Source organism: Georgenia sp. SUBG003 (assembly GCF_000715355.2).
Lineage (GTDB): Bacteria > Actinomycetota > Actinomycetes > Actinomycetales > Actinomycetaceae > Georgenia.
The window spans coordinates 809,610-836,595 of record NZ_CP180204.1; the positions used below are offsets into that span (position 1 = coordinate 809,610).

The 26,986-nt window shown below is 72.7% G+C and carries 24 protein-coding genes and 4 pseudogenes; 10 read left to right on the top strand and 18 right to left on the bottom strand.

Annotation, left to right across the window (positions count from 1 at the left end; translation table 11 throughout):
• The first annotated feature begins 85 nt into the window (after positions 1-85).
• The 3 genes and pseudogenes from DA06_RS03800 (at position 86) to DA06_RS03810 (ending at position 2,328) form a co-directional block, all read left to right on the top strand.
• Positions 86-1,076, top strand: a pseudogene (locus DA06_RS03800) (AAA family ATPase).
• A gap of 105 nt (positions 1,077-1,181) precedes the next feature.
• On the top strand, positions 1,182-1,832 hold the full coding sequence (locus DA06_RS03805; RefSeq protein WP_052436343.1) for a hypothetical protein: 651 nt from the start codon (positions 1,182-1,184) through the stop codon (positions 1,830-1,832).
• 13 nt (positions 1,833-1,845) lie between these two features.
• Entirely contained in the window at positions 1,846-2,328 is a 483-nt protein-coding gene (locus DA06_RS03810; protein ID WP_052436344.1) for a DUF58 domain-containing protein, read from the top strand.
• A 3-nt stretch (positions 2,329-2,331) separates the two neighbouring features.
• Here the strand turns inward: DA06_RS03810 and DA06_RS03815 are convergent, their stop codons facing one another.
• Positions 2,332-2,883, bottom strand: coding sequence for a hypothetical protein (locus DA06_RS03815; RefSeq protein ID WP_418606882.1), 552 nt, complete (start codon positions 2,881-2,883; stop codon positions 2,332-2,334).
• A gap of 119 nt (positions 2,884-3,002) precedes the next feature.
• On the opposite strand from DA06_RS03815, the gene DA06_RS03820 reads away from it, so the two are divergent.
• A complete protein-coding gene (locus tag DA06_RS03820; protein ID WP_418606883.1) occupies positions 3,003-4,184 on the top strand; it encodes a transglutaminase-like domain-containing protein in 1,182 nt (393 codons plus the stop codon).
• A 10-nt stretch (positions 4,185-4,194) separates the two neighbouring features.
• Here DA06_RS03820 and obgE read toward each other — a convergent pair.
• The 3 genes and pseudogenes from obgE to rplU form a co-directional block, all read right to left on the bottom strand.
• Positions 4,195-5,746 (bottom strand): annotated as a pseudogene (gene obgE, locus DA06_RS03825) (GTPase ObgE).
• A gap of 90 nt (positions 5,747-5,836) precedes the next feature.
• The gene (gene rpmA / locus DA06_RS03830) at positions 5,837-6,094 is read right to left on the bottom strand and encodes a 50S ribosomal protein L27 (RefSeq protein ID WP_043497418.1); all 258 of its coding nucleotides are present in this window, start codon (positions 6,092-6,094) and stop codon (positions 5,837-5,839) included.
• A gap of 57 nt (positions 6,095-6,151) precedes the next feature.
• Positions 6,152-6,463, bottom strand: coding sequence for a 50S ribosomal protein L21 (gene rplU, locus DA06_RS03835; RefSeq protein WP_043497421.1), 312 nt, complete (start codon positions 6,461-6,463; stop codon positions 6,152-6,154).
• A gap of 256 nt (positions 6,464-6,719) precedes the next feature.
• Between rplU and DA06_RS03840 the strand changes: the two are divergent.
• Positions 6,720-7,298 (top strand): annotated as a pseudogene (locus DA06_RS03840) (Type 1 glutamine amidotransferase-like domain-containing protein); the annotation flags it as partial.
• A 526-nt stretch (positions 7,299-7,824) separates the two neighbouring features.
• Here the strand turns inward: DA06_RS03840 and DA06_RS03845 are convergent.
• The 12 genes from DA06_RS03845 to DA06_RS03900 form a co-directional block, all read right to left on the bottom strand.
• Positions 7,825-8,481, bottom strand: a complete 657-nt coding sequence (locus DA06_RS03845) for an SDR family oxidoreductase (protein ID WP_043497424.1) — start codon at positions 8,479-8,481, stop codon at positions 7,825-7,827.
• 111 nt (positions 8,482-8,592) lie between these two features.
• Complete coding sequence (locus tag DA06_RS03850; RefSeq protein WP_043497427.1) at positions 8,593-9,411, bottom strand: carbohydrate ABC transporter permease; 819 nt, start codon at positions 9,409-9,411, stop codon at positions 8,593-8,595.
• Positions 9,408-10,370, bottom strand: coding sequence for a carbohydrate ABC transporter permease (locus DA06_RS03855; protein ID WP_418606884.1), 963 nt, complete (start codon positions 10,368-10,370; stop codon positions 9,408-9,410). Before DA06_RS03855 ends, DA06_RS03850 begins: the two co-directional genes overlap by 4 nt.
• Before the next feature lie 7 nt (positions 10,371-10,377).
• Positions 10,378-11,766, bottom strand: coding sequence for an extracellular solute-binding protein (locus DA06_RS03860; RefSeq protein WP_043497430.1), 1,389 nt, complete (start codon positions 11,764-11,766; stop codon positions 10,378-10,380).
• A gap of 108 nt (positions 11,767-11,874) precedes the next feature.
• Positions 11,875-12,627: a hypothetical protein gene (locus DA06_RS03865; RefSeq protein WP_418606885.1), complete on the bottom strand. Its 753-nt coding sequence runs from the start codon at positions 12,625-12,627 to the stop codon at positions 11,875-11,877.
• A 95-nt stretch (positions 12,628-12,722) separates the two neighbouring features.
• Positions 12,723-13,304 (bottom strand): DUF6318 family protein, encoded by a 582-nt coding sequence (locus tag DA06_RS03870; protein WP_043497431.1) that lies wholly within the window; start codon positions 13,302-13,304, stop codon positions 12,723-12,725.
• Between the two features lie 161 nt (positions 13,305-13,465).
• Positions 13,466-13,675: a hypothetical protein gene (locus tag DA06_RS03875; RefSeq protein ID WP_418606886.1), complete on the bottom strand. Its 210-nt coding sequence runs from the start codon at positions 13,673-13,675 to the stop codon at positions 13,466-13,468.
• The gene (locus tag DA06_RS03880) at positions 13,657-14,931 is read right to left on the bottom strand and encodes a quaternary amine ABC transporter ATP-binding protein (protein ID WP_418606887.1); all 1,275 of its coding nucleotides are present in this window, start codon (positions 14,929-14,931) and stop codon (positions 13,657-13,659) included. Before DA06_RS03880 ends, DA06_RS03875 begins: the two co-directional genes overlap by 19 nt.
• A 324-nt stretch (positions 14,932-15,255) precedes the next feature.
• Entirely contained in the window at positions 15,256-16,206 is a 951-nt protein-coding gene (locus DA06_RS03885; RefSeq protein ID WP_043497446.1) for a glycoside hydrolase family 43 protein, read from the bottom strand.
• Complete coding sequence (locus DA06_RS03890; RefSeq protein WP_043497447.1) at positions 16,203-17,093, bottom strand: carbohydrate ABC transporter permease; 891 nt, start codon at positions 17,091-17,093, stop codon at positions 16,203-16,205. The genes DA06_RS03885 and DA06_RS03890 overlap by 4 nt, the downstream gene beginning before the upstream one ends.
• Positions 17,090-18,088 (bottom strand): carbohydrate ABC transporter permease, encoded by a 999-nt coding sequence (locus DA06_RS03895; protein WP_043497449.1) that lies wholly within the window; start codon positions 18,086-18,088, stop codon positions 17,090-17,092. The genes DA06_RS03890 and DA06_RS03895 overlap by 4 nt, the downstream gene beginning before the upstream one ends.
• Entirely contained in the window at positions 18,085-19,410 is a 1,326-nt protein-coding gene (locus DA06_RS03900) for an extracellular solute-binding protein (protein WP_043497453.1), read from the bottom strand. Before DA06_RS03900 ends, DA06_RS03895 begins: the two co-directional genes overlap by 4 nt.
• Before the next feature lie 156 nt (positions 19,411-19,566).
• Between DA06_RS03900 and DA06_RS03905 the strand changes: the two genes are divergently transcribed.
• From DA06_RS03905 to DA06_RS03915, 3 genes are read left to right on the top strand one after another with little or no spacing between them, the layout of a single operon-like run.
• Positions 19,567-20,361 carry a helix-turn-helix transcriptional regulator gene (locus tag DA06_RS03905; RefSeq protein ID WP_418606888.1) on the top strand — a complete coding sequence of 265 codons (795 nt, stop codon included), beginning with the start codon at positions 19,567-19,569 and terminating at the stop codon, positions 20,359-20,361.
• 2 nt (positions 20,362-20,363) lie between these two features.
• Complete coding sequence (locus tag DA06_RS03910; protein WP_418606889.1) at positions 20,364-21,314, top strand: hypothetical protein; 951 nt, start codon at positions 20,364-20,366, stop codon at positions 21,312-21,314.
• On the top strand, positions 21,275-21,583 hold the full coding sequence (locus DA06_RS03915) for a hypothetical protein (protein WP_418606890.1): 309 nt from the start codon (positions 21,275-21,277) through the stop codon (positions 21,581-21,583). The genes DA06_RS03910 and DA06_RS03915 overlap by 40 nt, the downstream gene beginning before the upstream one ends.
• Here DA06_RS03915 and DA06_RS03920 read toward each other — a convergent pair.
• Positions 21,480-22,901 (bottom strand): HAD-IC family P-type ATPase, encoded by a 1,422-nt coding sequence (locus DA06_RS03920; RefSeq protein ID WP_418606891.1) that lies wholly within the window; start codon positions 22,899-22,901, stop codon positions 21,480-21,482. The genes DA06_RS03915 and DA06_RS03920 overlap by 104 nt on opposite strands.
• Positions 22,902-22,962: 61 nt before the next feature.
• Positions 22,963-23,421 (bottom strand): hypothetical protein, encoded by a 459-nt coding sequence (locus DA06_RS03925; protein ID WP_418606892.1) that lies wholly within the window; start codon positions 23,419-23,421, stop codon positions 22,963-22,965.
• On the opposite strand from DA06_RS03925, the pseudogene DA06_RS03930 reads away from it, so the two are divergent.
• Positions 23,399-24,529: pseudogene (locus DA06_RS03930) on the top strand (sodium/proton-translocating pyrophosphatase); the annotation flags it as partial. The gene DA06_RS03925 and the pseudogene DA06_RS03930 sit on opposite strands and share 23 nt — an antisense overlap.
• 88 nt (positions 24,530-24,617) lie before the next feature.
• Positions 24,618-26,966: a sodium/proton-translocating pyrophosphatase gene (locus DA06_RS03935; RefSeq protein ID WP_418606893.1), complete on the top strand. Its 2,349-nt coding sequence runs from the start codon at positions 24,618-24,620 to the stop codon at positions 26,964-26,966.
• The last annotated feature ends 20 nt before the right edge of the window (positions 26,967-26,986 follow it).

Sequence of the window (26,986 nt, forward strand, 5' to 3'; positions counted from 1 at the left end):
CCCCTCCGTCCCGCCCTCCCCCCCCCACCTGACCCCCACACCGAAGGATCCCCCTGTGACCGCCACCAGCACGTCCACGCCCGTGATGACCCAGGAGCAGGCCACCTGGTTCGCCGGCACGTTCGACCGCATCGTCGAGAACGTGTCCCAGGCGGTGATCGGCAAGCAGAACGTGGTGCGCCTGGTCGTCACCACGCTGCTCTCCGGCGGGCACGTCCTCCTCGAGGACTACCCGGGCACCGGCAAGACCCAGCTCGCCCGGGCGCTGGGTCAGACGCTGCAGGCGAAGAGCAGCCGTGTCCAGTTCACCCCGGACCTGCTGCCCTCGGACGTCACGGGCGTGTCGATCTTCGACCCGAAGACGCAGACCTTCGAGTTCCACGAGGGCCCGATCTTCGCCAACGTCGTGCTCGCGGACGAGATCAACCGCGCCTCGCCGAAGACCCAGTCCGCGCTCCTGGAGGTCATGGAGGAGGGGCGCGTCACCGTCGACGGCGTGCCCTACGAGGTCGGCCGGCCGTTCATCGTGCTCGCCACGCAGAACCCCATCGAGCAGGCCGGCACCTACCGCCTGCCCGAGGCGCAGCTCGACCGCTTCCTCATGAAGACGTCGGTCGGCTACCCGGACCACTCCGCCACCGTCCAGATCCTGCACGGCGCGGCGCAGCGCGACCGGGCGGGGGGCCCTGGCCCCCCGTCATCACCGGCCAGGCGGTCTCCGACATGGTGGCCCTCGCCGACACCGTGCACGTCGACGCGGCCGTGCTCGAGTACGTCTCCCGGATCGTCGAGGAGACCCGGCGCGCCCCCCGGTGTCGTCGTCGGCGTGTCGGTCCGCGGGGCGCTCGCCCTGGTTCGCGCCGCGAAGACCTGGGCCGCCGCGCACGGACGCAACTACGTCGTCCCCCGACGACGTCAAGGAGCTCGCCGAGCCGGTCCTCGCCCACCGCCTCGTCCTCGAGGCCGAGGCGGAGTTCGAGGGCGCCACGGCCGCCGACGCCCTCGCCGCCGTGCTCTCCGACGTCGTGCCCCCGGCCGTGCGCGCCCAGGCGCAGGAGCAGGCCCCGCGGCAGTGAGCACCGCAGCGCAGCACCCGGACGGCGGGCAGCTCGACCACCGCCCGGACCGTCGGCACCGCGGCACGCACCTCCCTCACCCAGCGGCTGAGCACCATCCCCGGCGTGCAGGGGGCGCTGGCGCGTACCCGCGCCCAGCGCCTGGCCACCGCCAGGGTCCTGCGCTGGGTCGGCGCTATCGGCTGGGTGACCCTCGCCGTGGGCGTCGTCGCCCTGGCTGCGGGGCGTCGCCTCGGGTGGGTGGAGCTCGTGGCCGCCGGCGCCGTGCTCGTCACGATCTTCCTCGCCGCCCTCGCCTTCACCCTCGGCAGGCAGCCGTACGCGGTGAGCCTGCGCCTGTCCGAGTCGCGCGTCGTCGTGGGGGAGCGGGCGATGGCCGGGGTGGTGGTGCGCAACACCGCGGCCCACCCGGTCCTGCCCGCCCGGATCGAGATGCCGGTCGGCCAGGCCGAGGTCGCCTTCGCCCTCCCGGCGCTGCCCAGGGGCGGGGAGCACGAGGAGCTCTTCGCCATCCCCACCGCCCGGCGGGCCGTCATCGCCGTCGGCCCCGTGCGTTCCGTGCGCGGCGACCCCCTCGGGCTGGTCCGCCGCTCGATGACCTGGACCGACGTGGTGGAGCTGTACGTCCACCCCCGCACCGTGCGGCTGGCCTCCACGGCCGCTGGCTTCCTCCACGACCTGGAGGGCGCCACCACCCGGGACATCACCAGCTCCGACCTCGCCTTCCACGCGCTGCGCGAGTACATCCCCCGGTGACGACCGCCGCCACGTGCACTGGCGCTCCACCGCGCGCACCGGCAAGCTCATGGTCCGCCAGTTCGAGGAGACCCGGCGCTCGCACGTCGTGGTGGCGCTGAGCCGCAACGAGGCCGACTACTACGACGACGAGGAGCTCGAGATCGCCGTCTCCAGCGCCGCGTCGCTGGGCCTGCAGGCGCTCGAGGAGGAGAAGGACCTCACGGTCCTGACCAGCCACGAGGTGCTGCCGGCGCTCTCGCGCCGCCAGCTGCTCGACGGCCTGACCAGGCTCGGGACCGCTGCCGGCCCCCTGGGCGTGGTCAGCATGGCCCGGGTGATCTCCCGCGACGTCGAGCACGCCTCCATGGCGATCCTCGTGTGCGGCTCCACGGTCTCCGCCCGGGACCTGCGGGCCGCCGGCGCCGTGCTGCCCGTCGCGTCCGCGCCCTGGCGGTGCGGGTGGACCGGGACGCCGAGGCAGGGCTGTCCACCGTCGGCGTCGTCACCGTGCTGACCGTCAACCAGCTGGACGAGCTCCCGCGCACGCTGCGGAAGGCGATGCGATGATCCCCGCCGTCAGAGAGGTCCTGGCTCGCCGCTGGGTCGACGTCGCCGTCCTGTCCGGGCTCGTCCTGCTCGCCCTCGTGCCGTTCGTCCCCGTCTTCGGCACGGCACACCTGGTGGTGGCTGTGGTCGGCGGAGTCCTGCTGGGGACCGCGGTCGCCGTCGTCGGTGCCGCGCTGCGCTGGGGCGCGCTCACCGTCCTCGCCGCCCTCGCCGTCGTCCTTCTGGTCTTCTCCGCCCTCGCCGCGCCGACGACGGCGCTGGGCGGTGTCGTCCCGACGCCGGAGACCATCGCCGCGCTCGGCCGCGGCATGGTGACGTCCTGGAAGGACGTCGTCACCGTCCTGCCGCCGCTCGGCGCCGGCGAGAACCTCCTCACCGCCCCCTTCCTGCTCGCCGTCGTCGCGCCCCTCGTCTCGGTGACGGTCGCGCTGCGCACCTCCCGGCCGGTCTGGGCGCTCGTCCCGCCGGCTGTCGTGCTGGCCCTCGCGATCCTGCTGGGCACGACCGACGTGACCACCTCGGTCCCGCTCGGCCTCGCGCTCGGGGCGGGCGCCCTCGTCTGGGCGAGCTGGCGCACCGGGCGCATGCACGCCAACCGCTGGGCGGGCGTGGGGGGCGCTCGTGCTCGTCGGCGCGCTCGTCGGTGCGGGCGTGGGTGTGCTCGCCCCGCCGCCGGACCGGTTCGTCCTGCGCGAGCACGTCGAGCCGCCGCCGGACATCCACGACTACTCCAGCCCGCTCGCCGGGTTCCGCGAGTACGTCAAGGACCACCGCGAGGACCCGGTCCTGACCGTCGAGGGCCTGCCCGCCGACGCCCACGTGCGCCTGGCGACCCTGGACGCCTACGACGGCACGGCCTGGGCCGTCTCGGACCCGCAGCTGTCCGGCTCGGGCGAGTACATGCGCATCGGCGAGCGCGTCGAGCCGGAGCTGGTCGACGGGCTCCACGACGTGCAGGTCACCGTGGGGCAGTACGCCGGGGTGTGGGTGCCCGTGCTGGGCACGACCTTCGACGTCGACTTCGCCGGCGAGCGCGCCGAGGACCTCTCGCGCTCCTTCTACTTCAACCGCTCCACCGGCACCGGCCTGACCACGTCCGGGCTCCGCGAGGGCGACACCCTCGAGGTGCTCGCACAGGTGCCGGAGCGGCCCACGAACACCGAGCTCGAGGGCGCCCCGCTCGCCGACGTCCCGCTGCCCGAGGTGACCTACCCGGACGTCGTCACCACCGTCGCGGCGGCGATGACCGCCGACGCGTCGACCTCCATCGCGCGCATCCAGGCGGTCGAGCAGGGACTGCAGGCCGGGTACTTCTCCCACGGCCTGGAGGGCGAGACGCCGTCGCTGCCCGGCCACGGCGCGGCACGGCTGGACTCCCTCCTCGGCGGCGAGGACCCCATGGTCGGCGACGAGGAGCAGTACGCCGCCGCGATGGGGCTGATCCTGCGCTCCATGTCGATCCCCGCCCGTGTCGTCATGGGCTTCGAGACCCCGGCGGAGACCGACGGCGCGGTCGAGCTCACCGGCGACGACGTCACCGCCTGGGTCGAGGTGCCGTTCGAGGGTCACGGCTGGGTGCCGTTCTACCCGACGCCGGACGAGGACCGGATCTGGCAGGAGGAGTCGCCCGTCCCGCAGAACCGGCCCCAGCCGCAGGTGCTGCAGCCGCCGCCGCCCGCCCAGGAGCCGCCGGACGCGCCGCCGTCGGACCGCCAGGACGTCGAGATCGACGACGACGAGCAGCAGGAGGACGCCGAGCTGCCGGTGGCGCTGATCGTCGCGGCCGCCGCCGCGCCGGCCTAGCCGTCGCCGGTCAGCGCGGCTCGCCCTCGGCGTCGGCCGACGACGACTGCTCGTCCTCCGGGTCGACCCACACGCCGGACTGCCGCTCGGTCCACAGCTCGTCGCGCGCGGCGGCTTGGCGTCCATCAGGTCGTGGTAGCCGCGGCGCTTCTCCGCGCGCGTCGGCCGTGCGCCCTCCTCCAGACGCAGGTCGTGCCCCGCGGGCCCAGCAGCTCGGCGCCGGTCTGCAGCGTGGGTTCCCAGTCGAAGACGACGCCGCCCTCGGCGGGGCCGATGACCACCGTGTCCCCGGCGACGGCACCGACCTTGTACAGCTCGTCCTCCACGCCGAGCCGGGCGAGCCGGTCGGCGAGGTAGCCGACGGCCTCGTCGTTGTTGAAGTCGGTCTGGCGCACCCACCGCTCGGGCTTGGACCCGCGGACCTGGAAGTACGGCCCGTCGGCGCCCTTGCGCGCCGTGACGGTGAACCCGGCGTCGTCGACCGCCCTGGGCCGCAGCACGACCCGGGTCTTCTCCAGGGCGGGCGCCTCGGCGCGGGCGCGCGCGACGATCTCCGCGAGGGCGAAGGACAGCGGTCGCAGCCCCTCGTGGGACGCCGTCGAGACCTCGAAGACCCGCAGGCCGCGGGCCTCTAGGTCGGGACGGACCAGCTCGGCCAGATCGCGCGCCTCGGGCACGTCGATCTTGTTCAGGACGACGACGCGGGGGCGCTCCATCAGCGGCACACGGCCGCCCGCGATGTCGAGGTCACCGGCGTACGCGGCGAGCTCGGACTCGATCGTGTCGAGGTCGCTGACCGGGTCCCGGCCGGGCTCGAGCGTGGCGCAGTCCAGCACGTGCACGATCACCGCGCAGCGCTCGATGTGCCGGAGGAACTCCAGTCCCAGCCCGCGTCCCTCGGACGCGCCGGGGATGAGACCGGGGACGTCGGCGACGGTGTACCGCTCCTCGCCCGCCTGGACGACGCCCAGGTTGGGCACGAGGGTGGTGAACGGGTACTCGGCGATCTTCGGCCGCGCGGCGGACATCGCCGCGATGAGCGAGGACTTCCCGGCGCTGGGGAAGCCCACCAGGGCGACGTCGGCGACCGACTTCAGCTCCAGGACGAGGTCGACCTGCTCGCCCTCCTCGCCGAGCAGCGCGAACCCGGGGGCCTTCCGCCGCGGGGAGGCCAGCGCGGCGTTGCCGAGGCCGCCGTGCCCGCCCGTCGCGGCGACGAACCTGGTCCCCTCGCCGACGAGGTCGGCGAGCACCTCGCCGTCGAGCGTCTTGACGACGGTGCCGTCGGGCACGGGCAGGAGCAGGTCCTCGCCCGTCTTCCCCGCGCGCATGTCGCCCGCCCCCTGGGTGCCCGACGTCGCACGACGGTGGGGCTGGTGGTGGTAGCCGAGCAGCGTCGTCGTCTGGGGGTCGACGACGAGGACGACGTCGCCGCCCCGGCCGCCGTTGGCGCCGTCCGGCCCCGCGAGGGGCTTGAACTTCTCCCGCCGGATGGAGGCGCAGCCGTTCCCGCCGTCGCCCGCCGCGACGTGGATCACCACGCGGTCCACGAAGGTGGCCATGGCCGTCGTCCTCTCGTCCGTTCTCGGTCAAGCATGCAGCAGGGGCGGACGGCTCGCGCCGTCCGCCCCTGCCAGGCGTTCAGTATCGACTCAGGCGTCGGCCAGGACGATGTCGACCACCTTGCGGCCACGGCGGTTGCCGAAGGCGACCGCGCCGGCCTCGAGGGCGAACAGGGTGTCGTCCTTGCCGCGGCCGACGTTGAGGCCGGGGTGGAAGTGGGTGCCGCGCTGGCGGACGATGATCTCGCCGGCCTTGACGACCTGGCCGCCGAAGCGCTTCACGCCCAGGCGCTGGGCGTTGGAGTCGCGGCCGTTCCGGGAGGAGCTGGCGCCCTTCTTGTGTGCCATCTCGAACCTGCTTTCGTGTTCGTTCGTACTGGGAACGGGCCCGGGAGGGCCGCGGACTTACTTGATGCCGGTGACCTTGAGGCGGGTCAGCTTGCTGCGGTGCCCCATGCGCTTGCGGTAGCCGGTCTTGTTCTTCGACTTGATGATCGAGATCTTCGGGCCCTTCTCGGCCCGCACGATCTCGGCCGTCACCGTGACCTTGGCCAGGCCGTCGGTGCCCGTGGTGACCTTGTCACCGTCGACGAGCATGATGGGCTCGAGCTCGACGGAGTCGCCGACCTGCCGCCCGGTCAGCTGGTCGACGACGACGACGTCGCCGACGGACACCTTCTCCTGACGGCCGCCGGCCTTGACGATCGCGTACACCACTTGCTGCTCGATTCTGTCGTTGCGGGTGGTCCAGGGGTCGCCCGGGGAACCAACCGGTCCCCGCCGGACGCACTGGACCCACGGAACAGGTGCACCACGAGGCGCACCGACGCTCTAGGTTACGTGGAGCGCGCGTCCGGGGCAAACGCCTTGCACCCGCGAGGGCGGCGCACGCGGTGAGAGATCCGGCACAGTAGCCTCGCGTCGTCCCGCCCGGTCCGCCGCTCCTGTCCCGTCGCTCTCCCGGAGGATAACCGTGCCCGCCGACGCCCCCACCATCGTCGCCACCTCCGGCGGTTACGTGCCCGGCCGGCGCACCGCCGTGGAGTTCGGGCCGATCGTGCACCACGCCGTCGACCTGGCCGCGGTGAGCGGCCGGGCGCCACGGCTCGGCTACCTCGGGACCGCGGCCGGCGACCAGCGGTGGGCCGTCGCGGAGCGCCACGAGGCGGCCCGGGTGGCCGGGTACGAGCTGGACCCCCTGCGGCTGTTCACGATGCTGAACGTCGACGACGTCGAGGGGTTCCTGCTGGACCAGGACGTGGTCTGGGTCGACGGCGGGTCGGTGGTGAACCTCCTCGCGGTGTGGCGCGCCCACGGCCTGGACGCGATCTTCCGGCGCGTCTGGGAGGCAGGGGTCGTGCTCGCGGGCATCAGCGCGGGGTCGATCTGCTGGCACACCTCCGGCACCACCGACTCGTTCGGGCCCGAGCTGCGCCCCGTCCACGGCGGCCTGGGCCTCGTCCCGTACGCCAACGGGGTGCACTACGGCTCCGAGGGAGGACGGCGGCCGCTGGTGCACGAGCTCGCGGCGAGGTCGACGCCCGCAGACACCTCGGCGGCCCTTGCGGCGGCACGCGACTCCGGCGTCGCCGGCGATGTCGGTGGCCGGTGGGAGCCTTCGGCCATGGACAACCAGGCAGTGCCGGTCTCGGCCGAGCAGGTGCTCGACGTCTTCTACGCACGCACGCCGATCCTGCGGCACCCGTCGATGTTCGTGCGTGGGCGGCGCGTGCGCGCGCACCTGGAGACGTACCTGGACACGGAGGCCGAGCACTGGCTCACCGACGGCGAGCGCACGCTGGTCGAGGCCGAACGTCAGATCGATCCTGCCGGCGCCGTGGCCCGGGTGACGGGGCCGGAGGCGCTGCTCGCCGCCCTGCCCGGCTTCGTCGACCCGGAGTGGATGATGCCCGGCGTCCACCAGGCAAGGGCGCAGCTCGTCGTCGTCACGTCCCTCGCGCGATGGCTCGCGGAGGCCGGGCTGGTGGACCCGGCCGAGATGTCGTGCTCCCTGCTGGAGGTCCGGGCCCGGCTCGAGCTCGCCTGGCGGCGGGTCGACGCGCGTGCCGCCTCGGCGCTCAGTCCGTGAGCTCGGCGAGCGCGACGGCGATGCGCTCGTCGCCGGAGATGACCTCGGTGACGACGCCGTCCGTGGCAGGGTCGTCGAGGACGGCGCAGACCACCCGGGCGACGTCCTCCCGGGGGATCGAGCCGCGCCCCGTCTCCGGCGCCATCGTCACCAGCCCGGTCCCGGGGTCGTCGGTGAGACCGCCGGGACGGATGATCGTCCAGCTGAGGTCGCGCGCCATCAGGTCCTCGTCGGCGGCCTTCTTGGCCTCCTGGTAGGCGGCGAAGACCTCGTCCTCGATGCCCGCCCCGCCCTTGGCGGCTCCCATGGACGAGACCATGACGTACCTGCGCACCGCGGCCGCCTCCGCGGCGTCGGCGAGGAGCACGGCACCGCCGCGGTCGACCGTGTCCTTGCGCGCCGCGCCGCTGCCCGGCCCGGCACCCGCCGCGAAGACCACGGCGTCGGCACCCCTCACGATCGTGGCCAGCTCGTCCGCGGTGCCCTGCTCGAGATCGAAGACCACGGGCTCGGCCCCGGCGGCACGCAGGTCCGCCTCGTGATCCGGGTTGCGGATGAGCCCGAGGACCTCGTCGCCGCGGTCGGCGAGCTGACGGGAGAGGATCAGGGCGATCTTGCCGTGGCCACCGGCGATGACGATGCGCATGGTCCCGACGGTACGTGCTCTCCGGCGCGGCGCGCGATCCAGCGGTCGGCCGGGCCGCGCTCCACGCGGGGGCCCGGCGGCCTGCTCGCGCACCGCGCGGGCGCGGCGGCCCTACTCGCGCACCGCGCCCTCGAGCATCCCCTGGATGAAGTGGCGCTGGAGGAAGAGGTAGAGCACCACCACCGGCAGCGCTACCAGCACCGCACCGGCCGCCAGCAGCGTGGTGCCCTGGACGTACTGGCCCTGGAACAGGGCGAGCCCGAGGGGTGCGGTGCGCAGCTGCGCGTTGGGCGACATGACGAGCGGGATGAGGAACTCGTTCCACGTCCACATGAACATGAGCAGCACCATGGTCACCAGCGCGGGGCGGGCGACCGGGACCAGCACCTGCCACAGCACGCGGTGGTGACCGGCGCCGTCGAGCCGCGCGGCCTCGATGATCGAGCGGTTCGCGCCGCGGAAGTAGGCGCGCATCCAGTACGTCCCGAACGCGACCGACTGGGCCACCTGCGGCAGCGCGATGGCCCAGACGGTGTTGGTCAGGCCGAGGAGCTGCAGGTCGAAGAACAGCGGGACGACGATCGCCTCGGACGGCACCATGATCCCGACGAGGAACAGGTAGAACAGCACCTGCGACCCGCGGAACTCGAACGCGCCGAAGGCGTAGCCCGCCATGAGCGAGAGCACCGTGGCGAGCGAGACCACGATCAGCGCCACGACCACCGAGTTGCGCATGTACTCGCCGAAGCGGCCCTGCTCCCACGCCCGGCCGAAGTTCTCCCAGTGCAGCGTGCCGCCCGCGGTCGCGTCCGCAGGGGTCTCCGGGGACAGGGCGGTGCCGAGGATCGTCACGACCGGCGCGAGCGCCACGAGGGCGAAGAGGATCAGGATGACGTAGTTGGCGGCACGTTCGGGCGCGGAGACCCTCATCTCTCACGCTCCCCGATGCGGTTGACGGCCAGGTTGATCAGGAAGATCAGGACCGTCAGGACGACGGCGACCGCGGCGGCGGAGCCGACCTCGCCGAGCTGGAACGCGCGCCGGTAGACCTCGAAGCTGGGCACCGTCGTCGTGCTGCCGGGACCGCCGGCGGTGGTGACGTAGATGAGGTCGAAGGTCTTCAGGGCGGCGATGATCGTCAGGGTCAGCGAGACCACGACCTCGGCGCGCACCGACGGCACGGTGATGGAGAGGAACGTGCGGACGGGCCCGGCGCCGTCGAGGGTCGCCGCCTCGTAGAGCTCGCCGGGGATCCGGCTCATGCCGGCCATGAGGAGCACCGTGACCAGGCCGGTGGAGACCCAGGTGCCGATGAGGCCGACGGCGTGCAGCGTGAGGGTGAAGTCCCCGAGCCACGTACGGGTCAGGGAGTCCAGGCCGACGGCGCGCAGCAGCGTGTTGAGCTGGCCGCCGGGCGCGTAGATCTGCCGCCAGGCGACCGCCACGACGACCATCGCGATGACCTGCGGCAGGAACACGACCGTGCGGAAGAACCCCAGGCCGCGCACCCGTGCCCGGGTGAGGAGGGCGGCGAGCACGAGCCCGATGCCGAGCGGGAGGACGGCGAAGTAGAAGATCAGCACGAGCGCGTGGCCGAAAGCCGCACGCAGCTTCGGGTCGGTGACGACGTCGACGTAGTTGGCCGCCCCGACGAACGTCGCCAGGCTCAGCCCGTCCCAGTCGTACAGGGAGATCTGCACGGCCCGGCCGAGCGGGTAGAGCAGGAAGCAGGCGTAGACGACGAACGCCGGCAGGAGGAACCAGTAGGGCGTAAGCCCGTACTTGCTCCGCCGGCGCGGCGACGCCGGACGCGGTCCGCCCGCGTCCGGGCGGGTGACGACGGCGCCGGCCGGGCTCACCGGTGCGGGACGAGCCTCGCCGCCCCGCACCGGGTCGTCACTGGTTGGACGCGACGAACTCGGCATAGTCCTGCTCGACGGTGTCGGCGAACTCTTCCGGCGTGAGCTCGCCCGCCATCAGACCCTGGAGAGCCTGCCCGAGGGTGGTGCCCATGGTGGGCGTCGCCCAGTCGAGGTAGGGCAGGAGGCTGCCGTTGGTGACGACGTCGTCGTAGGCGGCGAAGACGTCACGCTGGAGGCCGGAGTCGGGCATGTGCTCGGCGGTCTCCACCACCGGCATGTTGCCGGTCTCCGCGAGGATCGCCATGGCGTCCTCGCTGGTGACGAAGTCGATGTAGGCGGCGGCGACGTCGGGGTTCTCGGCCTGCGAGGTGATCGAGAACGGGATGCCGGTGGCGCCTGTGGTGACGGGGCCGGCGCCGGCGTCGGTGGGCGGCGGGGCGAAGAAGCCGACGTCCTCGCCCATCGCGGCGCCGATGTCAGCGGTGAGCCAGGAGCCGCCGATGAGGTAGACGCCCTCCCCCTCGGTGAAGGCCTGCCACGTGGCGTCGTAGTCCGCACCGTTGAAGCCGTCGTTGAAGTAGCCGGACTGCGCCCAGTCCTGCAGTGCGCCGGCGGCCTCGAGGTTCGCGTCGTCGGTCCAGGTGGCGCCCTCGTTGCCGAAGCCGAGGTCGCGGATGGTGCCGGGCTCGGCGTACGCGCCCTGCACCGGGCCGAAGACGTGGAGCGCGGGCCACTGGTCGAGGTTGCCGAGCATGATCGGCGTCTCCCCCGCCTCGGCGATCGTGCCGAGCTGGCTCTCGAAGTCGGCCCAGGTCTCGGGGACCTCGAGGCCGAGCTCGTCGAGCTTCGCCTTGGAGTAGTACACCCCGACGACCTCACCGACCTGCGGCAGGCCGTAGAGCGTGCCCTCGCCGAAGGTCTTCCCGTCCGTGCTGTACCGGGTGTTCTGGAGGACGCTGTCGGGGAACCGGTCCGACCAGCCGTACGCCTCGGCGTAGTCGTCCAGCGGACGGATCTGCCCGGCCTGGACGAACTGCCCCATCTGGGAGCGAGCGTTGTTGGTCTGCGCGACGTCAGGGGCGTCCTCGCCCGTCAGCGCGAGGCGCAGGGTGGCCTGCAGGTCGTCGTTGGACTGGGTGACGCGGTCGATCGTGATGTTCGGGTACTGCTCCATGAAGGCGTCGTTCAGGCGTTCCATCTGCTCGTTCTGGCCGCCGCGCACCTCCTGGTCCCAGACGACGAGCGTCTGCTCCTCCGCGTCGGAGATGTCGGTCTGCACCTCGGCGGGTGCGGCGCCGGTGGGCTCCTCGGTGGCGTCCTGGGCGGTGTTCGAGCCTGGCGTGCACGCGGCGAGCGCGAGCGCCGTGGCCGCGAGGACGCCGATGCCGGCGGCGACGTTCCTCCTGCGAGGGGAAGTGCTCATCGTTGGGTCTCCTGTTCGTTCCGAGACCCTCATTGTGGAGGAGCGTCCGACCGGATGAGGCCAGGTGACACTCCTCGACACGGGTGCGTCGCGCTCCTGTTGCCGTTCTCACCCGTTGACAAGGCTCGTTTCCGCAGTGCGAACCTCGAACGGCTCGGAGGTCTCCGACGTCGTTGCGACGCCGACGACGGGTTGCCACACGCCTGAACCGGCGACCTGGAACTCCCCCGCCCAGCGCGTCGTGAGCGTGACCTGCCGCTGGTCCGCAGCCGCGCCGTAGACGTGGCTGACCGAGTGGTGCGGGAAGGGCGCACCAGGGTCGGTGGTCACGAGCGGGTCGGAACCGTCACCGAAGTCCCACGTGAAGTCGATGGGTTCGACGCGGACCTGGACGGGAGTCCCGAGCACCGCGGTCGAGAACGTCTGCTCGCCGGCATCGGTCCACACGATCGTGTCCAGGTTGACGAGTACCCAGCCGCGGTCCGGCTGGACCACCAGACCGCCTGGCGAGATGGGCAGTCGCTGCAGATCTTCGGCCGTCACGACGATCGGGACGGCCGGCGGCGCCTCCTCGGCGGGTTCGCCGGGTTCTGCCGGCGTGGTGACGAGAAATTCTTGACCGATCGGCACTGCTCCCTGGTGAAGGCAACCGTTCAGATCGATGTAGTACGAGTTCTCGCCTGCCGGCGTGTACGTGATGTCATCACATCGCGGCGGCCGGATGCTCGGCGCTCCCGCACTTGGGCCGGGTCGCTGGCCATACGATTCGCTCGTGTCGATATCGCCTGACCCACCTCCTTCAGGCAGATGCCTTCTTTGCCCGTGAAGGGTGACGGTGTCTCCACCGGCTTCCCCGGACAAGCCCGATCCTGCGGATGCGACGGCGACGGGCAGGAGCGCAAACATTCCTAACAGAGACAGCGGCAATGCACACCTGACTGGGATTCGCATCCGGATCAACCGGCCTCCCTTTCAAAGGAGGCCTCACCGATCACCCAACGCCCCTCGGATCGCTTGATGGCGAAATCGAATGCAGCCGGACCGCCGTCAGAACTGGCCGTCTGTACACCCTGCGCATCGAATATCGACGACTTCCCCTCGCCGACGTCGATCCACACGGCAAAATACTCATTACCCTCGCGCGGGGGACTCCCGTCGACAGTGCGTATCTCAATTTCCGGGCCTACACCAAAGCCGCCGCCCGAGTACAATTCTTCGACGTTGTCAACGACGCTCTGACAGAACACGCACTCGGGATCCGACATGGCCTTCCACTCAGCCAGGTCGCCAGTGGCGTACACGTACGGATAGAGCTCAAGGAAGTACTGCGCCGCAGCTTCAGCGCCGGCCACGTCGTCACGCGCCATCGCGTCCGGCGGTACGGGCTTCTCGACCTCCGGCCGGTCCTCGGTCGGCGCCCCGCCGGGGTCTCCTGTGGAGGTCGCGCTGCTCGGAGCCTCCGTCGGGTCCGGCTCGGCCCCCTCACCGTTGGTGCAGGCGGCCAGGCCACCCGCGAGCACCATTCCCGCGACGAGCACCGGCAACGATCGACGACGTCTCTCCCCCAGAGGCATGCGCCGACCGTACTGGCGGGACGTCCGTTTCGGCCAGAGGCGTCCGCACCCTGTGGAAACAGCCGGGGGCCGGCTCCCGCGCGGAGCCGGCCCCCCGGTCGTCGGCGGCACGCGGCCGCCCGAGATCACTCGGTCCCGGAGCCCGGGTCGACAGTGATGATCTTCGTCTCGCCCGGAGTGACGACCCCGCTGGAGACGGCGCGCCGGCTGCGGCGCGGTCGACGCGCCGGCTGCGCCGCAACGGGCTCGTCGGCATGCGCGGCGGGCGCCGGCTCCTCAGCCGCCGGTGCCGGCTGCGAGGCGCCGATGACACCCGTCACCGCGGACGCGGCCACGGTGGTGGGCTTGCGGCTCGTCTGCCCGTCCGCGCGCCGGGCAGGGTTCCGGCGGTGCCCGCCTCCGCCGGGGTGGGTTCCGCGTTCGCCGGGACCATGGCCTCGAGCAGCGCGACCCGGGGGACGACGCCGAGCAGCCTGCCGCCGTCGTCGACCACCGCCAGCGGGAGGCGTGCCTCGGCCGCGGGGGCGAACATCTCGGAGAGCGGCGTGTCCGGGCCGACGGCGGTGCTGTCGGGATGGACGAGTCCGTCGAGGGTGTCGGCGCCCTGGCGCTGGGCCACGAGGAGCTCGTCGTCGTACACGGAGCCCTGCAGGACGCGGCGCCTGTCCACGACGTACGCGGCCGAGACCTGGGCCTGCCGCAGCTCGCGGAGTGCCACCGCCGGGCCGGCGCCGCGCGGCACGGTGACGACGGGGCGGCTCATGAAGGAGCCGGCGGTCAGCACCCGCGAGCGGTCGACGTCGGCGACGAAGCGGGCCACGTAGTCGTCGGCGGGCTCGGAGAGGATCTTCTCCGCGGTGCCGATCTGGACGATCCGCCCGTCGCGCATGACGGCGATGCGGTCGCCCAGGTACATCGCCTCGTTGAGGTCGTGGGTGATGAAGACGATGGTCTTGCCGAGGGTGGCCTGCAGCTCGACGAGCTGGTCCTGCATCTCCCGGCGGATCAGCGGGTCCAGCGCGGAGAACGCCTCGTCCATCAGCAGGATGTCGGTGTCCGCGGCGAGCGCCCGGGCGAGGCCGACGCGCTGACGCATGCCGCCGGAGAGCTGGGACGGCAGGTGGTCCTCCCAGCCGGCCAGCCCGGTCATGCCCAGCGCCTCGGCCGCGCGCGCCCGCCGCTCCTCGCGCGCCACACCCTGGATCTCCAGCGGGTAGGCGGCGTTGTCGAGCACGGTGCGGTGGGGGAGCAGCGCGAAGTGCTGGAAGACCATCGAGACCTTCGACCGACGGATCTCGCGCAGCTGGGCGGGGGAGACGTCGGAGACGTCCGCGCCGTCGATCAGCACCCGGCCTGCGGTGGGCGGGAGGAGGCCGTTGAGCATGCGGATGAGGGTCGACTTGCCGGAGCCGGACAGGCCCATGACGACGAACGTCTCGCCCTTCTCCACCTCGAACGAGGCGTCGATGACGGCGGCGGTGCCGAGGGGCCTGACGTCGTCGCGGCTCCTGCCGCTCTCCAGCCGCCTGACCGCCTCCTGCGACCGGCGGCCGAACACTTTGTAGACATGCTGTGCGCTGATGGCGCTCACGATCACCTCGGGGTACTCGGGGGCACGAAGGTCGGCGCGCTCGGTGAGAGCGGCCGTCCTCGTGCCGCGTCCGGCCGCGCCTGGGGGACGGTGGCCGTCGGCGGAGCCGTGCGCTGCATGGGGCGGGTCGCCCCGCGCGCTCAGCCCCTGGGGGTGGGTTCGGACACGTCACCATGGCACCGATGTCCCGGAGGCGACAGCCCGCACCCGGCCGCGACCGGCGTCCCGGAACCGGGGTTTCGGGCGCCACGGCGCGGAAAAGTGCGGGTCGCCGGCTTGACTGAATCGTTACCCGCTTGTGACCAGAAGCGTTGCATCCCGCGGCTATCGCGTGGTCGGCACCGGCCGCGGCGCGGTGGTCGGACCGTCGCAGACGGGGCCGTCGGGACTCCACACGAGCCTGTCGATGCACATGCGCCGGGCCGTGCGGGCGGGGTCCCAGGCGTGGTAGACGAGCCAGTCGTCACCGGCCGCGTCCGTCACGACGCTCGCGTGGCCCGGGCCGTGGACGCTGCCCGGGACGGTCCGCACGACCTGCGGGCCGTCGGCGGGCGCCTCGGTCCACGGACCGAGCGGCGTGGGGGCCGAGGCCGCCGACACGCCGTAGGACGGCTCCTGCCAGTTCCCCCCGGAGTACAGGCACCAGTACCGGCCCTGCCGGTGGACGACGAACGGCCCCTCGCAGGTGTGCCAGTCGTACACCGCGTCGTACATCGGCCGCCGCGCGAGGAACAGCTGCCAGTCCGCCGAGGGGACGATCACCGGACGGGGGTCGCCGGCGAGGCGGTCCGGGGCCAGCATCCGGTCGGCGACGATCGCGGTGCCGGGCCTGTCGGACTCCAGCCGGTCCACGGCGTAGAAGAGGTACCAGCTGCCGTCGACGTCGCGGAACGGATGTGGGTCGATCGCGAACGGCTCACCCGGGGCGAGATCGGTGGCGAGGTCGCGGTACGGACCTTCCGGCCGGGAGGCGGAGGCCGCGCGCAGCCGGTGGTTCTTGTCGCCCACGCCGGCGGAGTAGTAGAGGACGTACTCGCCCTCGGTCGGCGCGACCTCGGGCGCCCAGAGGTTCGTCGCCCCGTCGACGGCCTCGGCCCGGAGGACCGTGCCGACGTCCCGCCAGGTGACGAGGTCGTCGGACACCAGCCCGACGAGCGACTGCGCGCGCTCGCCCTGCCCGGTGCCGAAGGCCCAGTAGCGGCCCTCGGCGGCGAGGACGAACGGGTCCGCGAAGTACCCGGGCCAGACGGGGTTGGTGTAGGTCGCGCCGGTCATCCCTTGAGCCCTGCGCGGCCGACGCCCTCGACGATGTAGCGCTGCGCGGCGAAGAACATGACGAGGACCGGCACGCTGGCGATCACGGCGCCCGCCATGAGCAGGTCGTAGCGGACGGCGTTGGCGTTCTGGAGGGTGGACAGACCCGCGGGCAGCGTCTGGTTCTCCGGCGAGAACAGCACGTACACGGGCCAGAGGAAGTCGTTCCAGTTCGTGAGGAAGGACAGCAGGGCGAGTGTGACCAGCGCCGGTCGCGAGAGGGGAAGGATGATCTGCCGGAAGGTGCGCCACCGGGAGGCGCCGTCGATCAGTGCGGCCTCCTCCAGCTCGACGGGCAGGGAGATGAAGAACTGCCGGAGGAAGAACACCCCGAACGCACCGGCCGCCCCCGGCAGGATGACCGCGAGCAGGGTGTCCAGCCAGCCGAGCCGCCCTACGACGAGGTAGTTGGGGATGAGCAGGATGACCGGGGGGACGAACAGCGTGGCGATGATGACGGCGAAGGCGATCTTCTTGCCGCGGAAATCCACCCGGGCCAGCGCGTACGCCGCCATGGAGGCGGTGACGAGGATGACGAGGGTCTGCGCCGTCGCGGCGACGACGCTGTTGAGCAGCCACCGCACGACCGGTGTGCCTTCCGTCGCGAAGATCGACCGGTAGGCCTGCGTGGTCGGCTCCTGCGGGATCCACTGCGGCGCGGGCGCGGCGGCGCCCGCCGTCGTCTTGAACGACGTGGACACCATGTAGAGCAGGGGCGAGACGAAGATGAGGGTGAGGACGACGAGCAGGGCGTAGAGCAGCCACCGCCGAGGGCTGGCGCCCCCGCGGTCGTCCGCCGGCGCCCGCCCGGCCAGCTCGGGCGTGCGGGGTTCCCGGGTGGTGCTCATCGGCGCCCCGCCCCCTTCGAGTCACGTTCCCGGAAGACGAGGAACACGGCGACGGAGACCACCGCCAGGAACACGGTGAAGATCATCGACATCGCGGAGGCGACGCCGGAGTTGAAGCTGGTCAGCCCGGTCTCGGCGATCTGGTAGATCGCGGTGCGGGTCTCCTGCCCGGGCCCGCCGATGGTCATGAGGTAGGACTGCCCGAACATGTTGACCGAGGCGATGATCGTCACCGACGTGACGAAGAGCAGCACGGGCCGGAGCCCCGGGAGCGTGATGTGGAGGAAGCGCTGCCAGGCGTTGGCGCCGTCCATCTTCGCCGCCTCGTACAGCTCCGGGGAGATGTCCTGCAGCGCCGCGAGGTAGATGACGGTGTTGAACCCGAGCGTCCACCACACCGTCACCCCGACGAGGGCGACCCACGCCCACGGCAGCTGCGTGAGCCAGGGGATCGCCGACGTCAGCCCGACGGCCTCGAGGTAGTGGTTGACGAGCCCGATGTTGGTGTCGAGCAGGTACCGCCACAGCACCGCGACGACGGCGACGCCGAGGACGTAGGGCGCGAAGTACATCGCGCGGAAGAAGTTGCGGCCCCGGAACCTGACGTTCATCGCCAGTGCCACGACGAGCGGCAGCACGAGGAGGAGCGGCACCGTGGCGACGGTGAAGATCGCCGTCGCCTGCATGCCGTTCCAGAAAGGTGCGGCGAAGGGTGAGTCTCCGCCCAGGAGGCCGGTGTAGTTGTCGAGGCCGACCCACGGCTTCTCGGGGAGGGTGTAGTCGTAGTCGTGCAGGCTGATCCAGACGCCGAGCGCGGTCGGCAGGATCACGAAGACGGAGAAGAGCACCAGGTACGGCGCCATGAACAGCCAGCCGTCACGGTTGTCCCTCGCGGCCTGGGCGGTGCGGGTGCGTCCCCGCGCCTCGCCCGGGCGCGCCGCGGCGCCCGCAGTGCCGACGGCGGCGGCGTCCGTGCGCTGGACCACCCCGCTCATGCTGCCTCACCCCGTTCGAACTTGCGGAGGTTGCCCTCCATGATCGCGGTGGCCTGGTCGGCGGCTGCGCGGAGGGCGGACCGGGGGTCGTCGCGGCCGAGCACGGCGTTGGAGACGGCGGTCTCGAGAGTCTGCACCTGCACCTCGCCGACGGCGGCGATCGGCGGCAGGAACCGCATGGTCCCGATGGCGTCGGAGAGGGCCGCCTGCGGGCTCCCGGTGAACTCGGGCGACTGACGTGCGGCGGACCGCGCCGGGATCATGCCGGCCGCCGACCAGGAGTCGGAGTTGTCGACGAGGTACTTCACGAACGTCTTCGTCGCGGCGAGCCGGTCGTCGTCCGGGCGCCTGGTGCGGAACATGACGAGGTGGTGCGAGTTCGCCCACACCGCGGGCTCCGTGCCGATCGTGGGGAGCGGGGCGAGGCTCCACCGCAGGTCCGGGGCGGTGGAGGCGAGGTCGTTGATCTGCCAGATCCCGTCCCAGGTGACCGCTCCCTCGCCGTTCTTGAACGCGGTGTACTGCGAGTCCTGGGCGACGTTGCCGGGGCTGAAGCCCTTGCCGACCTGCTCGGCCATCCAGGTCAGCGCCTGGACGCCGGCGTCGGAGTCGAACGTGGCCGCGGAGCCGTCCGCCGCGTAGGGCTCGCCGCCGAACTGCCACAGCAGCGAGAGGAAGATGAGGTGGGCGGGCCACCGGTTGGGCATCCAGAACGGCGTGGCGACACCGGCGTCGAGCATCGCCTGGAGGTTGGACTCGAACTCCTCACCCGTGGCGGCGGTGGCGGTGAGGCCGGCCTGCTCGACGAGGTCCAGGTTCGTGTAGGAGCCGAGGGAGTGGACGTCGAAGGGGATGCCGTAGCGGTGGCCGTTGTAGATCCCGGCCTCCCACACCTGCGCGGGGTACTCGTCCTGGGAGAGCCCGAACTCCGCGACGACGTCGTCGAGCGGGCTGATGGCCTGGCGCGCGGCCTGTGTCGCGAGCTGCTCGACGTGCATGGCGCCGACGTCCGGGCCCTGGCCGGCGTGGACCGCCGCGATGACGCGCTGGTAGTACTGCGCCCACTGGACCACGTTCATCCGGACGGTGATGAGTTCCTGGCTGTTGTTGAAGTCCTCGACCAGCTGGCGCATCGCCGGCCCGTCACCGCCGGTAAAGCCGTTCCAGTACTCGATCGTCACGGGCGGGCCGTCGTAGCCGTCGCCGAGCGCGGGGCCGAGAGCCACCTGCGGTGTCGGGCTGCCGCAGGCTGACAGCACCGTGCCCGCGCCGGCGAGTGCGCCCAGGGCAAGGAAGTCCCGCCGCGAGATCGTCCGTGCCACGTTCGTCACCGCCTCGCCGTCGTCGCCGAGCCTGACAGGCGCAGGCTATGCCGAGGGGTGGACGACCGCACGCGGAGCCGCCGACGCCGGAGCCGACCGTCGGGCAAGGGACCAAGGGCCTGGTGCGCCCGGACCGCAATAACTACGGTGTGTCATGTGTTAAAACTTGGTCCGCGCCCCTCCCGCGCCGACGCCCGTGCGCAGCTGTCCGCGCCGCGCCGCGCCGTCCTGGACCTGCTCGTCGAGGAGCAGGGGCCGATGACGGTGGCTCAGGTGGCGCAGGCCCTGGACCAGCACCCGAACACCGTGCGCGAGCACCTCGAGGCCCTCGCGCGTGCGGGCCTCGCGGTGCGGGAGCAGCTCGCCCCGGCCGGCCGCGGACGACCCGCCTCGGTGTACACCTACGCGCCGGAGGCCTCCTTCACCAGCCCCGAGTACGCGGCCCTCGCACAGGTCATCGTCGGCTACCTCACCGAGGTCCTGCCGGAGGGGCCGGCACTGCGCCGGCACGCCCGGGAGCTGGGCCGCCACTGGGGGCGCACCATCCTCGAGCGCGCGGGGGCCGAGCCGGCTCCGGCCTCCCGGACGACCGGTTCCGCGGTGGCCTACCTGCTCCGGATGCTCGACCGCACCGGGTTCGCGCCCGAGATGCGGCGCGAGGGGGCGGGGCAGACGCTCCGCCTGCCGCGCTGCCCGGTGCTCGAGCTCGCCAAGGATCGGCCCGAGCTGGTGTGCAACGCGCACCTGGGGATGGCGCGCGAGATCCTCGCGACCACGGGCGGCGTCGAGCCCGGCCGCGTCACCCTCGAGGCCTTCACCGAGCCCGGCGCGTGCCTGCTCCACGTGTGGTCCGCCGAGCGCGGCGGGGAGGAGGGGCTCGTCGTCGGCCCGGTGGAGAACGCGCCGGCACCCGCCCGGCCCGGTGACCTGTCCGGCCATGCCCGGGCGTGATCGTGAGCACGCCGACGGCGCACCCGCGCCCCGCCGCACCCGCCTCGCCGGCCCGCGTGGCTGCCGCCCGCGCGGGAGCCCGCACGCCCGGCGCCAGGCCGCTGCGTGCGCGCACCGGCTTTCGGCTGACCTTCCTCGTGCCGGGCGCGCTCGCCCTGGTGCTCGGCCTCGACGCCGCGCTCGGGCTGCTCGGCCTGCCGCAGCTGCTCGGCCCGGCCCTCGGCCTCGCGCGGCTGCCGGACGTGCACGGGCCCCTCATGGTGCTCGGCTTCGTCGGCACGGTCATCTCCCTCGAGCGAGCCGTGGCACTGGGACTGCCGCCGGGATACACCGCCCCGGCCGTCTCGGGTCTGGCCGCACTGGCCATCGTCTCGCCGCTGCCGCTCCCGGTGGGGCAGGGCCTGCTGGTGCTCGCGCAGGTGACCGCGCTGCTCGTCTACCGCCAGCTGCTCGCCCGGCAGCCGGCCGTGGCGGTGACCGTCCAGGTTCTCGGCGCCACCGCCGCCCTCGGGGCGTCCGTCCTCTGGCTCGGTGGCGTGCCCGTGCCGGCGCTCACGCCGTGGCTCGTGGCCTTCCTCGTGCTGACCATCTTCGGCGAGCGGCTCGAGCTGGCCCGCACCGAGGTCCTTTCCCCGGCCGCCTCCCGGGCGGCCCTCGGCATCGCGGTCGCGCTCCTCGGCTCCGCCGTCGTCTCCCTCCTGCGCCCGACGCGGGGTTCACGCTCACGGGGCTCGGCCTGCTCGCCGTCGCCGGCTGGCTCGCCGCGAAGGACGTCGCCCGCCGGACCGTGCGTGCCACCGGGCTGCCCCGGTTCATCGCCGCCTGCCTGCTCGCCGGGTACGCCTGGCTCGCCGTCGGCGGGGCGGTCTGGGCGCTCGGCGGAGAGATCACCTCGGGCCGTGGCTACGACGCCGTGCTCCACGCCGTCATGCTCGGGTTCGTCGTCTCCATGATCATGGCGCACGCCCCGGTGATCTTCCCCGCCGTGCTGCGCCGCCCGCTGCCCTACCACCCGGTCATGTACGCCCCGGTCGCGCTGCTGCACGTCTCGTTGCTCGTGCGGGTGGCCGTGGGCGACGTCCGCGACCTCGAGGCGGTCGTCCAGGTCGGCGGCGTGCTCAACATCGTCGCGGTGCTGGCCTTCGTGGGCGTCGCCGCGTGGTCGGTCCTCGCCGCGCCGCGCGCGGCCCGGACCGCACGTCCCGCAGGAGAGCAGTCGTGACAGTCCCCGTCGGCCCCCCGACCACCCGTCCTGACGGCGGGGGCGCCCGGTGGCCCCGCCGGACGGCGAGGTCGCCGTCGGTGCGACGGTCACGGACGGCCCGTTCGACGTCGAGGTCCTCGGCGTCTCGTCGGGACTCACCGAGCTCGCCGGCACCACGGCGACGGCCACGGCCGAGGGCGAGTACGTCGTCGTCCGGCTGCGGGTCACCGCGACCGCGCCGGGCCCGTCCTACTTCCTCGACGTCGACCAGCGGCTGCTCGACGCGGGCGGCACGCAGCACCGGCGCCCACGCCGTGGCGGACGAGGTCCGGAGCGGGCCGGCGGGGTCGTAGCCGGGCCGGTCGACGGTCGCCGAGCCGCCCGGCGTCCACACCTCGACGACCGTCATCTGGTTCTGCGTGAGCGTGCCCGTCTTGTCCGTGCAGATGTGCGTGACGGACCCCAGCGTCTCGACGGCCTCGAGGTTGCGGACGAGGACGTTGCGACGGGCCATCCGCTCGGCGCCCAGCGCCAGCGCGAGGGTGACCGTGGGCAGGAGGCCCTCGGGCACGAGGGCCACGGTGACCCCGATGCCCAGGACGAAGCTGTCGCCGGTCGGCATGCCGAGGAGCAGCGCGACCACGTAGAAGGAGCCGCCCACCCCGAGCGCCACGAGGCTGACCGTGCGGACCACCCGGCGCAGCTCGCGGGTGAGCGGGGTGACCGGTTCCTCGCCGACGGCGGTGAGCCGGGCGATGGCGGCCAGCCTCGTGCCCTCGCCGGTGGCCGTCACGACGGCGTCGCCCTCCCCCTCGACGACGAACGTCCCGGCGAACAGGCTCGCGCCGTCGTCGGCGGCGGCGGGCTCGCTCTCGCCGCTGAGCATGGAGGTGTCGAGGAGAAGGCCGCTGGCGACCACCACGCGCGCGTCCGCGGGGATGCGGGCGCCCGCGGCGAGGAGCAGCACGTCGCCGCGGACGATCTCGGCGGCGTCGACGGTGACGGCGCGCCCGTCCCGGCGGACGTCGACCCTCGCGGGCAGCAGCGCCCTCAGCCGTTCCGCCGCTCGTCCTGCGCGGCTCTCCTGGACCACGGAGAAGACGGCGTTGAGGACGACGACGGCGACGATCGCGACCGTCAGCTGCGGCATCCCGGCGAGCCAGGACAGCGTGGCGGCGAACCACAGCAGGAGCGCGAAGAAGTGGGTCAGCTGGGCGACGACCCGGCGTGCCAGGGACCGACGACGGGGCCGCGGCAGCGTGTTGGGCCCGTCCGCCGCGAGGCGCTCGGCGGCCTCCCGCGAGGTGAGCCCCTGCACGTCGTCGGGCGTGCCCATGAGCCGATGGTAGGGACGGTGATCTCCTCGGCGGAGCCGTACGGGCCTCGGGCCCAAGGTCTCAGTCGGGGGGCGCACGGGTGGTCGTAGCGTCGGACGTGGACGACGTCGTCGAGCGGCGACGACGCCGAGGATCCGACAGCGAGGTTGTCGTGAGCGCAGAGCCACGAGCCAGCGGGACGGTGCGGGCCGTCCCGACCACCGGCGGTCGTCCCGGCGGCCCCGCGCCGGGCGGGCCACGGCGCGCCGGAGCGGTGGCCGCACTCGCCGCGACGGCCCTCCTCCTCGGCGGCTGCGCCGGCGGGGCGGCCGCGGACGGCACCACGGAGCACCGGGGCGAGATCGACCTGGTGCTGCCCGACCTCGGCGCCACGACGGTGGTCGGCGGGGTCGCCGGCACCACGGTGCTCTGGCTGGGCCTCGTGGTGTGCGCGCTCGGCCTGGCGTCCGGCCTGGCCGCCTCCGTCCAGCTGCGCCGCCTGCCGGACCACCCCTCGATGCGGGAGATCGCCGAGCTCATCTACACCACCTGCAAGGCCTACCTGGTCCAGCAGGGCCGCTTCCTCCTCCTGCTGTGGACGTTCATCGCCGCGGTCATCGTCACCTACTTCGGGGTCCTGGTCGCCCTGCCGTGGGGCAGGGTCGCGGTCGTCGTCGCGTTCAGCCTGGTCGGGATGGCGGGCTCCTACTCGGTGGCCTGGTTCGGCATCCGGGTCAACACGCTGGCGAACTCGCGCACAGCCTTCGCCTCCCTCGCCGGCCGCCCGCTGCCGGTGCACCGCATCCCGATGCGCTCGGGCATGTCGATCGGGATGGTCCTCATCAGCCTCGAGCTCGGCACGATGCTGGTGATCCTGCTGGCCCTGCCGGCGGACATCGCCGGGGCCTGCTTCATCGGGTTCGCGATCGGGGAGTCCCTGGGCGCGGCGGCGCTGCGCATCGCGGGCGGCATCTTCACCAAGATCGCCGACATCGGCTCGGACCTCATGAAGATCGCCTTCAAGATCAAGGAGGACGACGCCCGCAACCCGGGCGTCATCGCCGACTGCACCGGGGACAACGCCGGCGACTCCGTGGGCCCGAGCGCCGACGGCTTCGAGACCTACGGCGTCACGGGCGTCGCCCTGGTGACGTTCGTGCTGCTGGCCGTCGAGGACCCGGCGGTCCAGGCGGTCCTTCTGGTGTGGATCTTCACCGTGCGGATCGCCATGGTGGTCACCTCCGGCGTCGCCTACCTCGTCAACGACGCGGTCACCCGGGCGAAGTTCTTCCGCGCCGACCGGCTCAACTTCGAGACGCCCCTCACCGCGCTCGTGCGGCTGACCTCGGTCCTGTCGATCCTCGCGACCTACGCGGTGGCCTGGGCGGTGCTGTCCCCGAGCACCCCCGACGGGCTGTGGTGGAAGCTGGCCACGATCGTCTCGTTCGGCACCGTGGCCGGCGCGGTGATCCCGGACCTCGTGCGGGCGTTCACCTCCACGGGCAGCCGGCACGTGCGCGAGATCGTCAAGAGCTCGCGCCAGGGCGGGGCGTCGCTGAACATCCTCTCCGGTCTCGTCGCCGGCAACTTCTCCGCCTTCTGGCTGGGGATCGTCGTCGTCGCCCTCACCGGAGGCGCGTACCTGGTGAGCCTGCAGGGGCTCGGCGCCCTCATGCTCGCGCCCACCGTCTTCGCGTTCGGGCTGGTCGCTCTTCGGCTTCCTGAGCCTGGGGCCGGTGACCATCGCCGTCGACTCCTACGGCCCCGTCACCGACAACGCCCAGAGCGTCTACGAGCTGTCCATGATCGAGGAGATCGCCGGCGTCGAGGACGAGATCCGCCGCGAGCACGGCTTCGAGGTCCGCTGGGACCGCGGCAAGCAGATGCTCGAGGAGAACGACGGCGCGGGCAACACCTTCAAGGCCACCGCCAAGCCCGTCCTGATCGGCACCGCCGTCGTCGGCGCCACGACGATGATCTTCTCCATCGTCATGGCGCTCACGGACGGCCTGACGACGGACCTGGAGAACCTGTCGATCATGCACCCGCCGTTCCTGCTGGGGATCGTCACCGGCGGCGCGGTGATCTACTGGTTCACCGGCGCCTCGATCCAGGCGGTGACGACGGGCGCGTACCGCGCCCTGGAGTTCATCCGCCGCACGATCCGGATCGACGACGACGCCGCCCGGGCCTCGACGGAGGACTCGCGCCGCGTGGTGGAGATCTGCACCCAGTACGCCCAGAAGGGCATGCTCAACATGTTCCTCGGGGTCTTCTTCGGCACGCTGGCCTTCGCGTTCGTCGAGCCCTACTTCTTCATCGGCTACCTCGTCTCCATCGCGGTCTTCGGCCTGTACCAGTCGATCTTCATGGCCAACGCGGGCGGCGCCTGGGACAACGCCAAGAAGATCGTCGAGGTGGACCTGCACGCCAAGGGCACCGCGCTGCACGACGCGACCATCGTCGGCGACACGGTGGGCGACCCGTACAAGGACACCTCCTCGGTGGCGCTGAACCCCGTCATCAAGTTCACGACGCTGTTCGGGCTGCTCGCCGTCGAGCTGGCCGTCTCGCTCACCGCGCAGGGCCGGCACACCCTCGTGCTGGCGCTCGCGGCGACCTTCTTCGCGGTCATGGTCGTCTTCGTCCTGCGCTCCTTCTACGGCATGCGCATCCGCACCTCCCTCGCCGGCGACGGAGCCGACCTCGCCGCGAGGGCGCACTCCACGACGACGTCACCCTCGCCGCCGGACCCGCGGCCACCGGCACCGGACGGCTCGGCGTGGCAGCCCCGGCGGGGGCCCCGCGAGGCGGGACCCGGCGCACCGCGCGTGCCCGCCGTCGACGACCCGCAGGAGGACGGCGCGACGCCACCTGAGCGTGACGGGCAGCCCGGGTCGCACGCCGTGCGGACGCGGCTGCGTACCCTCGGGAACCGCAGCCGTCCCGTGCGGCCGGAGATGAGGTCGACGAGCGAGGACCCGGGCGCGTGGGGCTCGCTCGGCGTGGTCGAGCTCCTCACCGCCCTGCGCGAGGTGGGCCGTGCCCGCCCGGACCTCGAGGTCATCCTGCGTGGCGCCGAGCGCGAGCAGTCGATGTACCGGTTGGGACCGATCGCGGAACGGCTGCTCGACCCCGAGGTCTTCGTCCCGGCGCGGGTGGCGAGCTCCGGGATCACCCTGCGCGTCGCGGTCGTCAGCCTGGAGTCCGGCGAGCTGCGGTACGTCACCGAGACCGGAGACCTCCTCGACCGGGAGGGGCGACCGCTCGGCGGGCGACCGGTCGACCTGGTCGACGCCGTCCGCGCCTCGTGCGCCATCCCCGCGGTGCTGCCGCCGGTGCGCCTCGGCGAGGACCACTACGTCGACGGCGGCGTCCGCGAGGCGCTCCCGGTGGAGGTGGCCGTCGAGCAGCTCGGGGTCACCCGCTGCTTCGCCGTCGTCGCCTCGCCGCCCGGGGTGCCGCCCGAGGAGAGCTACGCGGGCAGGGACATGCTCTCGATCGTCCTGCGCTCGACCGCGGGGATCATGTCGGACGAGGGCCTGCACGACGAGGTGGCGTGGGCACGGCGCGCCGGCGCAGTCGTCATCGGTCCCGAGCTCGACGTGCACGACGTGCTGACCGTGGACCCGGGCCTCACGGCCATCTCGATGGACTACGGGTACATGCGCGCCGCCGAGGCGGTGCGGGGCGCCGGCCCGGCGGAGTCCCGGCTGGTCCGCGACATCACCGCCCTGCGCAAGGAGATCTGGCAGCTCGAGGTCGATCTGCTCGGCCCCGCCGGGCCCGACGGGCTCGAGGCGCCGGACGGCCGGCCCGACGGCGAGGCCGGCCGTGGCACCAGCTCCCGGGGAGCAGGCACCTCCGCGGACGGGGACACCGGGCGGGCGACGCCGGACCTCACCGAGCTCGTCGACCTCAAGCGGAGTCTGCGCGCCCTGGTCGACCGGATGCCGCTCGACTATCTGCCTCCCGGTGCCCGCAGCTGGTGGCGCGGCTTCGAGGAGCACGCCTTCGCGGTCGACGTGGTGCCGGACTGGGCGGCTCCCGCCCACGACGTTGCCCGTGCCCGGACGGGCCGCTGACCGGCCCGACGCCCAGAGCC

What these genes read in the sequence shown, in the direction of transcription:
- DA06_RS03920 (WP_418606891.1), bottom strand. Translation starts at nt 22,901, where the DNA reads ATGGGCACGCCCGACGACGTGCAGGGGCTCACCTCGCGGGAGGCCGCC.
- DA06_RS03890 (WP_043497447.1), bottom strand. Translation starts at nt 17,093, where the DNA reads ATGAGCACCACCCGGGAACCCCGCACGCCCGAGCTGGCCGGGCGGGCG.
- rpmA (WP_043497418.1), bottom strand. Translation starts at nt 6,094, where the DNA reads ATGGCACACAAGAAGGGCGCCAGCTCCTCCCGGAACGGCCGCGACTCC.
- DA06_RS03895 (WP_043497449.1), bottom strand. Translation starts at nt 18,088, where the DNA reads ATGAGCGGGGTGGTCCAGCGCACGGACGCCGCCGCCGTCGGCACTGCG.
- DA06_RS03860 (WP_043497430.1), bottom strand. Translation starts at nt 11,766, where the DNA reads ATGAGCACTTCCCCTCGCAGGAGGAACGTCGCCGCCGGCATCGGCGTC.
- DA06_RS03850 (WP_043497427.1), bottom strand. Translation starts at nt 9,411, where the DNA reads ATGAGGGTCTCCGCGCCCGAACGTGCCGCCAACTACGTCATCCTGATC.
- DA06_RS03925 (WP_418606892.1), bottom strand. Translation starts at nt 23,421, where the DNA reads ATGAGCTCGGCGATCTCCCGCATCGAGGGGTGGTCCGGCAGGCGGCGC.
- DA06_RS03845 (WP_043497424.1), bottom strand. Translation starts at nt 8,481, where the DNA reads ATGCGCATCGTCATCGCCGGTGGCCACGGCAAGATCGCCCTGATCCTC.
- DA06_RS03885 (WP_043497446.1), bottom strand. Translation starts at nt 16,206, where the DNA reads ATGACCGGCGCGACCTACACCAACCCCGTCTGGCCCGGGTACTTCGCG.